This window comes from Actinocorallia lasiicapitis (assembly GCF_054778695.1).
In genome coordinates, this window is sequence record NZ_BAAGZI010000266.1 from 1 (window position 1) to 8,539 (window position 8,539).

Below are 8,539 nucleotides of genomic sequence, written 5' to 3' on the forward strand. Positions count from 1 at the left end.
CCCGCGACGCCCCGTAGACCAGCGCCGGGTTCAGCCCGCGGTCCGGTTCGTCGGGCGCGATCACGGCGCCCAGCGCGGCGTGCTCGGCGGCGGCCAGCGTGTCGTCCGTCACCACGATCACCCGTCCCACCCGGGGGCAGGACAGGGCGGCGCCGACGGTGTCCGCGGCCACGGCGAGGGCGAAGCGCTGCCGGTAAGGCCCGGCGGCGTCGGCTATCCGGGACTTGGCGAGCGCCAGCGGCTTCACCGGGACGATCAGGGACCAGACGATCAGGGACCAGGGGTTGTGTCGCATCTCGAAATCGACAATAGGCGCATCGGGCGGCGAGACTGGAAGGTACCCCCGCGCCACGCCACCAGGAAGAATGTCAGACATGGGTTACACGTATTCGAAGGGCTGGCGTCTCTTCACGATCGGATTGCTGCTGCCTCTGCTCCAGACGCTGCTGCGACGGAACTGGCGCGGCCAGGCGCACATCCCGAAGTCCGGCGGGGTGATCCTGGCGAGCAACCACATCTCCGAGGCCGATCCGTTCGCGGTCGCCCACTACGTGTACAAGGCGGGCCGGTACCCCGTCTTCCTGGGCAAGGAGGCTGTCTTCCGGATCCCCTTCTTCGGCAGGGTCCTCGGCTGGGTGGGGCTGATCCCCGTCTACCGGAACACCGCCGACGCCGTCCGCGCCTTCGACGGCGCGATCGACGGCCTGAAGGCAGGCCAGTGCGTGATCTTCTACCCGGAGGGCACCTGCACGCGCGATCCGGAGCTGTGGCCGATGGTTGCCAAAACAGGAGTGGCCCGGCTGGCCCTGGAAACCGGTACTCCCGTCATCCCGATCGCCAACTGGGGTGCGCAGGAGCTGCTGCGTTACGGCGCCTCGAAAGTGAACCTGTTCCCACGGAAAGTGATGAACATCGCGGCCGGGCCGCCGGTCGACCTGAGCGCTTACGCGGGCAGGGAGCTGGACGCGGATACTCTCAGGGCTGCTACGGAAGACATCATGCGGTCGATCGCGGCGCTGCTCGGCGAGCTGCGCGGACAGACTCCCCCCGCGGAGTTGTACGACCCCCACCTGAAGGCCGTTGAGGAGCGCGAAGAGTCGTGACGCGAGTAGCGGTGATGGGCGCAGGTTCGTTCGGGACGGCGATGGCGAAGGTCATCGCCGACGCCGGGAACAAGGTGGTCCTCTGGGGCCGCCGCCCCGAGATCGTCGAGGGCGTCAACGCCCGGCACGCCAACGAGGAGTATCTGCCGGGGGTGGTGCTCCCGGACGGCCTGAGGGCGACGACGGACGCCGCCGAGGCCCTGGCCGGAGCCGATTTCGTCTGCCTGGCCGTCCCGTCGCAGACGCTCCGCGCGAATCTGGCGGGCTGGCTGCCGCTGATCCCCGACCAGGCCGTCCACGTGTCCCTGATGAAGGGCATCGAGATGGGCACCGGGCTGCGGATGACCGAGGTGATCGCCGAGGTGACGGGGGCGGGCCCGGAGCGGATCGGGCTGCTGGGCGGGCCGAACTTCGCGCTGGAGATCGCCAAGGGCGAGCCGGGCGCGTCGGTCGCGGCGTGTGCTTCGGAGGAGACCGCGCTCCGGCTCCAGGAGCTGTTCATGACGCCGTACTTCCGCGTGTACACCTCGACCGACCTGATCGGCTGCGAGCTCGGCGGGGCCGTCAAGAACGTCATCGCGCTCTGCGTGGGCATCGCGACGGGGCTCGGCTTCGGCGACAGCACCCGCGCGCTGCTCCTCACCCGCGGGCTCGCCGAGATCATCCGGCTGGGCGTGGCGCTGGGCGCGCAGGAGCCGACTTTCGCGGGGCTCGCGGGCCTCGGCGACCTGGCCGCCACCTGCACGTCGCCGCTGTCGCGCAACCGGACCTTCGGTGAGAACCTGGGCCGCGGCATGTCGCTCCAGGAGGTGATCGCGGTGACCAAGCAGACCGCGGAGGGCGTCAAGTCGTCCGAGGCGATCGTGGCGCTGGCCCGCAAGCACCACGTCGAGATGCCGATCACCGAGGTCGTCGCCGCGGTCATGCACCACGGGGTGCCGATCGAGGAGGCCTACCTCAAGCTGATGACCCGCAGCCCCAAGCCGGAACGCTACGGAGTCTGACAATCACCCTGCGTGCCATCGCTCTCTGTGGTTACCTGATGGCGATGCGTAGAAGATTTCGAGGTGAGAACACGCGCGCGGTCCATCCGCCCGCGCCGCCCGTTCCCGCCCAGACACCCGCCGCGCCGCCCGTCTGGCGGACCAGCGGGTTTCTGTTCGCCGGAGCGCAGGAGCACGCCGACCTGGTCCACCAGGGCGGCGGCTACCTGTACTCGCGGGTCGACAACCCGTCCGCGGACGCGTTCGCCCAGGCCGTCGCCGCCCTCGAAGGGCAGTCGGTCCAGGACGTCGCGGCGCAGGCGTTCGCCTCGGGGATGGCGGCCGTCAGCGGGGTCCTCTTCGCGTTCCTGAAGTCGGGGGCGCACGTCGTGGCGCCGCTCGCCCTGTACGGCGGCACCTACGACCTGCTCCAGGACGTGTTCGGCCGGTTCGGGGTCACGGCCGACTACGTGGACATGTCGGACGTCGAACAGGTGCGGGCGGCGATCCGGCCGACCACCCGGCTGGTCTGGGCCGAGGTGCTCTCCACCCCGACGATGGCCGTGGTCGACCTGCCGCAGCTCGCGAACATCGCGCACGCGCGGGGCGCGCTGCTGGCCGTCGACTCGACCGTCGCCACGCCGCTGGTCTGCCGGCCGCTGGAGTACCACGCCGATCTCGTCGTCCACTCGGCGACCAAGTATCTGGGCGGGCACGGCGACGCCACCGGCGGGGTCGTCTGCGGACGTCCCGAGCTGATCGCCCGGGTCCGCCAGGTGCGGATCATGACGGGCGGGCAGCTCGCGCCCGACGAGGCGTTCCTGCTCCGCCGCGGGCTGGAGACCCTGCCGCTGCGGGTCCGCCGCCAGTGCGACACCGCCTCCCAGTTCGCCGCGGCCATCGCCAAGCATCCGGCCGTCAAGGCCGTCGACTACCCGGGGCTCACCGGGCATCCCGGGCATGATCTGGCCCGCCGGATGTTCGACAAGGGCCCCGAGGGCACCCGGTTCGGCGCGGTCGTCACCGTCACCCCGCACGGCGGCCGTGACGCCGGGCTCGCCCTCGCCGACGCCCTGCGCCTGTCCCGCTCGGCCACCTCCCTCGGCGGCACCCGCACCTGCGTCGCCCATGTCGGCACCACCTCGCACGCCGGACGCGACGACACCGCTCTGCTGCGCGCCGGGATCGACCCGGGCGCCGTCCGGTTCTCGATCGGGCTCGAGGACGCCGCCGATCTCATCGCCGACGCCACCGACGCGCTCGACCTCGTGGTCAGGGTCACCGCGGAACAGATGGAACCCGCCGTCAGACGGTAGGGTCAGCCATCATGTCGAGGAAGATTCGCGTTGCCGTGGTGTTCGGCGGCCGCAGCTCAGAGCACGCCATCTCCTGCGTCACCGCAGGGAGCGTGATGGCCGCCATCGATCCGGAGCGGTACGAGGTGCTGCCCGTCGGGATCTCCCGCGACGGCCGGTGGGTGCTGCCGCCGTCCGGCGCGACCCTCGCGATCTCCGGCGGGAAACTGCCCGAGGTCGACGGCACCGGAAGCGCGCTGGCGCTGCCGTTCGACCCCGACGCCCCGGGCCTCATCGTCATCGAACCGGGCGAGACGCCGCGCGCGCTCGGCGCCGTCGACGTGGTGCTGCCGCTGCTGCACGGCCCGTACGGCGAGGACGGCACCATCCAGGGGCTGCTGGAGCTGGTCGGGGTCCGGTATGTCGGCGCGGGTGTGCTGGCGAGCGCCGCGTCCATGGACAAGGGCTTCATGAAGCTGATCTGGCAGGCCGCCGGGCTGCCCGTCGGCCCCTACGTCATGATCACCGACCGGGACTGGCGGCTGCACCGCGACCGGAAGCTGGCAGAGGTCAAGGAGCTGGGCTGGCCGCTGTTCGTCAAGCCCGCCCGCGCCGGATCCAGCATGGGCATCACCAAGGTCGACCGTGAGGAGGACCTCGTCGCGGCCGTCGAGGAGGCCCGCACCCACGACCCCAAGGTGATCATCGAGGCGGGGATCGAGGGCGTCGAGGTCGAGTGCGGAGTCCTCCAAGGCCTCGCCGACGGGCCGACCGAGGCCAGCGTGCCCGCCGAGATCGTGATGATGGGCGAGCACGACTTCTACGACTTCGAGACCAAGTACCTCGACGGCACGTCCAAGCTGGAGATCCCCGCGCGGCTGCCCGAGTCGGTCGTCGAGGAGCTGCGGGCGACCGCGGTCCGCGCGTTCGAGGCGCTCGACTGCGAGGGCCTCGCCCGCGTCGACTTCTTCGTGACGCCCGACCACAAGCTGATCCTCAACGAGATCAACACGATGCCGGGCTTCACGCCCACCTCGGCGTTCCCGCAGATGTGGGCAGCCGCCGGGCTCGCCTACCCCGAGCTGGTCGACCGCCTCATCCAGACCGCGCTCGACCGCCCCGTCGGCCTCCGCTAGTCGATGATCATCGGTCCGGGGGCGGGCGCGGGGGTCGGCAGGGCGATCCAGCCGAGCTTCGCCAGCCCGTCCACGGCGTTGATCTGGACGCCCCGGTCGGAGACCGTCCACAGGGCGTCGCCGATCAGGACGGCCCGCTGGATCTGCGTGTAGCGTTTGGGGTGGCGGAGCGTGCCGAGCCGCTTGATCTCGCCGTCCCTGACCGTGAAGACCAGGGCGGGGTTGCCGCCGTCCTTCTCCTGGGCGGGAACCACCGTCAGCCCGGTCTTCGGCCAGTACAGGAACGCGTGCGGGTCGTACTCGGCGCTCGTTCCCCACATGCCGGGCAGGACTTGGCGCTGGATCACCTTCGGCGTCTGCTCCACGTCGAACAGGGAGACCTGCGCGCCCAGCGCCCGGCCCCGCTTGTCGGCCTCCATCCCAACCCCGATCAGCTTGCCGTCGGCGGTCGGATGGAGGTAGGCGGAGTATCCGGTGATCTTGAGTTCGCCGCGGGAGACGGGCTTGCGCGGGTCGGACAGGTCGAGCGAGTACAGCGGGTCCACCTGCCGGAAGGTGACCACGTAGCCGCGGTCGCCGACGAACCTGACCCCGTAGATCCGCTCCTTCTTGCCCAGCCCGCCGATCTCCCCGATCTTCTTCAGGGCGGGGCCGTCGGCGGCCAGGACCGTCACCCGGCTCTCCTGGCGAGGCTCCTCCTGGGTCGTCGCGACCCGCAGGTTCCCCTGGTGCTCCGAGAGCGAGTACTGGTTGAGCAGGCTGCCGTCCACCTGCCCTGACGCCACATAGGCGGGGCGTTCCGCGCCGGTCAGCGCGAACTTGTGGATCTGGGTGACGGCGGGCCGCGGCCGGAACGGCCGGCTGCTGTCCAGGATCGGGGCCCAGCGCCACGGGCTGCCCGCGATGTACAGGGACTGGCCGTTGCCGTAGACGGTGTCGCCTTCGGCCACCACGGAGACCGGGTCGGGGTCGACCCGCCGGGTCCGGTCGCCCGCCAGATCGACGGTCAGCACAGTGAGCGTGGTGAGGTCGTCGCTGCCGGCGGGGCGGCTGATCTGCTCGCACGGCACCAGGGTCCTGCGGCCGTCGATCTCGTACGACGGCTGGAACGCCTCGAGCGGAGCCCGTGCCGCGACCTTCTGGTTCTCCTTGGTCGCCTCCTTCTCCCACGCCTGGTACTTCTCGGAGTCCGAGCCGTTGTACGGAGTGCGCTCGGGGAACGGGATGTCCGGGGACGAGCGGATCACGATCCGGGCGACGGTGCCCGTCATCCGGGCGTCCACGAGGGAGGCGTCCGCCTTGATCTCGTTCAGGGTGCGGCCGGTGGCCAGGTCGAGCTGGAGGATCCTGGTCGTCTGGGCGCCGGGGGCGAAGCCGGGCCTGCCCTTGTACATGCGGCCGTCCCAGCCGGGCGCCAGGACGAGCAGCCGCTCACCGCTGAGCAGCAAGCCGGTCGCGCCCTCGTAGCCCTTCGGCAGCTTGATCGTCTTGCTGACCTCGCGGGTCGCGGTGTCGATCACCTTGACGGTGCCGCCGCGCAGCACGAACAGCCGGTTCCCGTCGTTCTTGACGGCGTCGGGCTCGTCGGCGGCGCCCTCGTGGTTGTTGGTCCCCGACGACTCCGGCACGGCCACCTGATCCATGGCCGCCTGAGGTATCGCCGCCGATTTGCTGCTGAACGCGCTGTCCATCAGGGCGGCGCCGAACGGCATCATGCCGCGGTCGAGCCCGTACGGCCCGACACGTTTGACGGCCGAAGCACGCAGCCCCTTCAGCAGGCCGTCGCAGCCGTCGAACGCGACCAGCCGCATCGGCGGTGCATCGATCACGCGGGGCGGGGTAGAGGCGGGACCGGAACTGCAGGCCGAAAGCAGGACCGCGAGGATCAGCGGTGCCGGGAGGGTGAGGGAGGCGCGTCGCATGACTTCAAGACGGGCGCGGACGCCCCGGGCGTTGCTCGGCCGCGACGAGGAATTACCGGCGCTTAAGCGTTATGAAATCGGTCCGAAACAGGGCCCACGGCACTATCTCTTTAGTTACTTTCGTCTGCCGTGAGCCTGAGAGGAGCCGCTGTGGTCCTGTCCCCGGCACTGCCGTACGGCAGTGCGCAGACCGTGCCCGGACACACCCGCTGGCACCCCGAGATCCCCGCCGTCGCGGAGGTGATCTCCGGCGGTTCGGTGCGCATGGAGTGTCAGGGGCCGAGGGGCAGCAGAGACGCGCTGCTGTGCGGGCCGCTGGCCGTCGTCGGGGCCGAACCCGGCGATCTGATCGTGGTCGACGTCCTGGCGATAGGGCGGCTCGACGGGGGCCATGCCGGGGACGCCCACCCCGGTGTGATCGGGTGCGCCCCCGGCGACGACGACCTGCCCGTGCACGGCGAGCCCGCCGCCCCGCTGCTCGGCCGGGTCCGGCCGGGGCTGGCCGCCTACCAGCCGGTCGCGGCGCGCGCGGTGCGCAGCGCCTCCCGCGACGACATCGGCTCCTGCTCGGAGGTCCGGCTGACGTCAGGCTCCCGGATCGTGCTGCCGGTGCTGGTGCGCGGCGCGAAACTGTCGATCGGCGACCTGCACTTCGCGGACTGCCGTGCCGCCGACGGCTGGATCGACGTGCGCGTCAACCTGACCAAGCGGGGTGTGGAGCGGTTCCAGGTGACGGGGCCGCTGCTGATGCCCGCCGCCTAGTAGGTGAGCGGGGGAAGCTTCGGGAGCCCTTTGAGTGCGTCGGAGAACTCCGAGAGGATCTCACCGACGGGACGGCCCTGCGGGGTGTACTTGCCGGGGATCGTCACCTCCACATAGGTCTCGTGGGCGACCAGAGTCCAGGTCGCGGGGCGGTCGCCCGCCTCGGGCAGCCAGGGCAGCCCGTCGATGTCGACGACGTCGCCGATGATGCCGTCGGCGTTGACGGGGCGGGGCACACCGCAGCGCAGCGCGATCGCGGGGGAGCCCCAGGCACTGACATAGGGGGACTGCGGGTCGGTGTCGCGGCGGTCGTGGCCGTCGACCTTCGCCGGGAGCTTCAGCCCCGCGCACAGCTCCGCCGCCTTGCCCTCGGGGGCGGGCGGCGGCACCTTGACGGCGCTCGAACAGCCCGCCGCCGCGAGGAGAAGGAGAAGGGCCAGAGGCGCTGCTGCTCGGATCACAGATGCACGATAGGGCACGTCAGCGTACGGGTGATCCCGGCCACGACCTGGATCCGCGCGACCACGAGTCTGCCCAGTTCGTCCATGTTCTGGGCCTCCGCCTTGACGATGACGTCGTAGGGACCGGTGACGTCGTCGGCCTGCGTCACACCGGCGATCTTGCCGATCGTCTGGGCGACGTCGGCGGCCCTGCCGACTTCGGTCTGGATCAGTATGTAGGCCTGCACCATTGCATCTCCCCAGGTTGGGGTGGGGGAACAGCCGTCCGGTCGTCCACCGTACCGTGGATTGTCCGGATCGAACGAGGAGGGTCCCATCGAGATCGGCGAAGTCGGCGAGTTCGGGCTGATCAAGAACGTCACGGCGCGGTTCCCGCAGGGGCCCCAGGTGCTGCTGGGTCCCGGCGACGACGCCGCGGTGGTCGCCTATCCCGAGGGGCGGGTCGTGGCGACCATGGACGTGCTGGTCGAAGGGCGGCATTTCCGGACCGACTGGTCGTCGCCCTACGACATCGGGCGCAAGGCGATCGCGCAGAATCTCGCCGACGTGGTGGCGATGGGGGCGTGGCCGACCGCGCTGCTCATCGGGGTGGCGCTCCCGGCCGGGCTGCCGATCGAGTTCGCCGAACGGCTCAGCGACGGGATGCGCGATGAGTGCGCGCTCGTCGGGGCGTCGATCGTCGGCGGGGACACGGTGTCGGCGCCGATCGTCACGGTGTCGGTGACGGCGCTGGGCGAGCTCGGCGCTGGGCTCGCGCCGATCACGAGGTCAGGGGCGCGTCCGGGGGACATGGTGGCCGTCCGGGGGGCGCTCGGCCGCTCGCACGCCGGGCTGCGGCTGCTGCTCGCCGGAGAGGCGGGGGACGAGGCGCTGATCG

The 8,539-nt window shown here is 71.0% G+C and carries 9 protein-coding genes and 1 pseudogene; 6 read left to right on the top strand and 4 right to left on the bottom strand.

Going from position 1 to position 8,539, the window contains the following annotated elements:
* Positions 1 to 295 (bottom strand): annotated as a pseudogene (locus ACYVE7_RS24000) (2-phospho-L-lactate guanylyltransferase); the annotation flags it as partial.
* A 79-nt stretch (positions 296 to 374) separates the two neighbouring features.
* Between ACYVE7_RS24000 and ACYVE7_RS24005 the strand changes: the two are divergent.
* The 4 genes from ACYVE7_RS24005 to ACYVE7_RS24020 are packed head-to-tail and all read left to right on the top strand — an operon-like array spanning position 375 to position 4,517.
* Positions 375 to 1,103 (top strand): lysophospholipid acyltransferase family protein, encoded by a 729-nt coding sequence (locus tag ACYVE7_RS24005; protein WP_460367414.1) that lies wholly within the window; start codon positions 375 to 377, stop codon positions 1,101 to 1,103.
* Positions 1,100 to 2,107, top strand: coding sequence for an NAD(P)H-dependent glycerol-3-phosphate dehydrogenase (locus ACYVE7_RS24010; protein WP_460367416.1), 1,008 nt, complete (start codon positions 1,100 to 1,102; stop codon positions 2,105 to 2,107). Before ACYVE7_RS24005 ends, ACYVE7_RS24010 begins: the two co-directional genes overlap by 4 nt.
* Positions 2,108 to 2,151: 44 nt before the next feature.
* The gene (locus ACYVE7_RS24015) at positions 2,152 to 3,402 is read left to right on the top strand and encodes a trans-sulfuration enzyme family protein (protein WP_460367418.1); all 1,251 of its coding nucleotides are present in this window, start codon (positions 2,152 to 2,154) and stop codon (positions 3,400 to 3,402) included.
* Between the two features lie 11 nt (positions 3,403 to 3,413).
* Positions 3,414 to 4,517, top strand: a complete 1,104-nt coding sequence (locus ACYVE7_RS24020; RefSeq protein ID WP_460367420.1) for a D-alanine--D-alanine ligase family protein — start codon at positions 3,414 to 3,416, stop codon at positions 4,515 to 4,517.
* Here ACYVE7_RS24020 and ACYVE7_RS24025 read toward each other — a convergent pair.
* Positions 4,514 to 6,346: a beta-propeller domain-containing protein gene (locus tag ACYVE7_RS24025; protein ID WP_460367422.1), complete on the bottom strand. Its 1,833-nt coding sequence runs from the start codon at positions 6,344 to 6,346 to the stop codon at positions 4,514 to 4,516. The two genes, ACYVE7_RS24020 and ACYVE7_RS24025, sit on opposite strands and share 4 nt — an antisense overlap.
* A gap of 243 nt (positions 6,347 to 6,589) precedes the next feature.
* Here ACYVE7_RS24025 and ACYVE7_RS24030 point away from each other — a divergent pair, with 243 nt between their 5' ends.
* Positions 6,590 to 7,201: an acetamidase/formamidase family protein gene (locus tag ACYVE7_RS24030; protein WP_460367424.1), complete on the top strand. Its 612-nt coding sequence runs from the start codon at positions 6,590 to 6,592 to the stop codon at positions 7,199 to 7,201.
* Here the strand turns inward: ACYVE7_RS24030 and ACYVE7_RS24035 are convergent.
* Both ACYVE7_RS24035 and ACYVE7_RS24040 read right to left on the bottom strand, forming a co-directional pair.
* Complete coding sequence (locus ACYVE7_RS24035; RefSeq protein ID WP_460367426.1) at positions 7,198 to 7,662, bottom strand: DUF3515 domain-containing protein; 465 nt, start codon at positions 7,660 to 7,662, stop codon at positions 7,198 to 7,200. The two genes, ACYVE7_RS24030 and ACYVE7_RS24035, sit on opposite strands and share 4 nt — an antisense overlap.
* Positions 7,659 to 7,892: an Lrp/AsnC family transcriptional regulator gene (locus tag ACYVE7_RS24040; RefSeq protein WP_460367428.1), complete on the bottom strand. Its 234-nt coding sequence runs from the start codon at positions 7,890 to 7,892 to the stop codon at positions 7,659 to 7,661. The genes ACYVE7_RS24035 and ACYVE7_RS24040 overlap by 4 nt, the downstream gene beginning before the upstream one ends.
* 58 nt (positions 7,893 to 7,950) lie before the next feature.
* On the opposite strand from ACYVE7_RS24040, the gene ACYVE7_RS24045 reads away from it, so the two are divergent.
* A partial coding sequence (locus ACYVE7_RS24045; RefSeq protein ID WP_460367429.1) for an AIR synthase related protein occupies positions 7,951 to 8,539 on the top strand: 589 nt, incomplete at its 3' end.

Bases quoted from the DNA above. Each gene is read 5' to 3' on its own strand.
- ACYVE7_RS24040 (WP_460367428.1), bottom strand. From the start codon at position 7,892: ATGGTGCAGGCCTACATACTGATCCAGACCGAAGTCGGCAGGGCCGCC.
- ACYVE7_RS24020 (WP_460367420.1), top strand. From the start codon at position 3,414: ATGTCGAGGAAGATTCGCGTTGCCGTGGTGTTCGGCGGCCGCAGCTCA.
- ACYVE7_RS24015 (WP_460367418.1), top strand. From the start codon at position 2,152: ATGCGTAGAAGATTTCGAGGTGAGAACACGCGCGCGGTCCATCCGCCC.
- ACYVE7_RS24005 (WP_460367414.1), top strand. From the start codon at position 375: ATGGGTTACACGTATTCGAAGGGCTGGCGTCTCTTCACGATCGGATTG.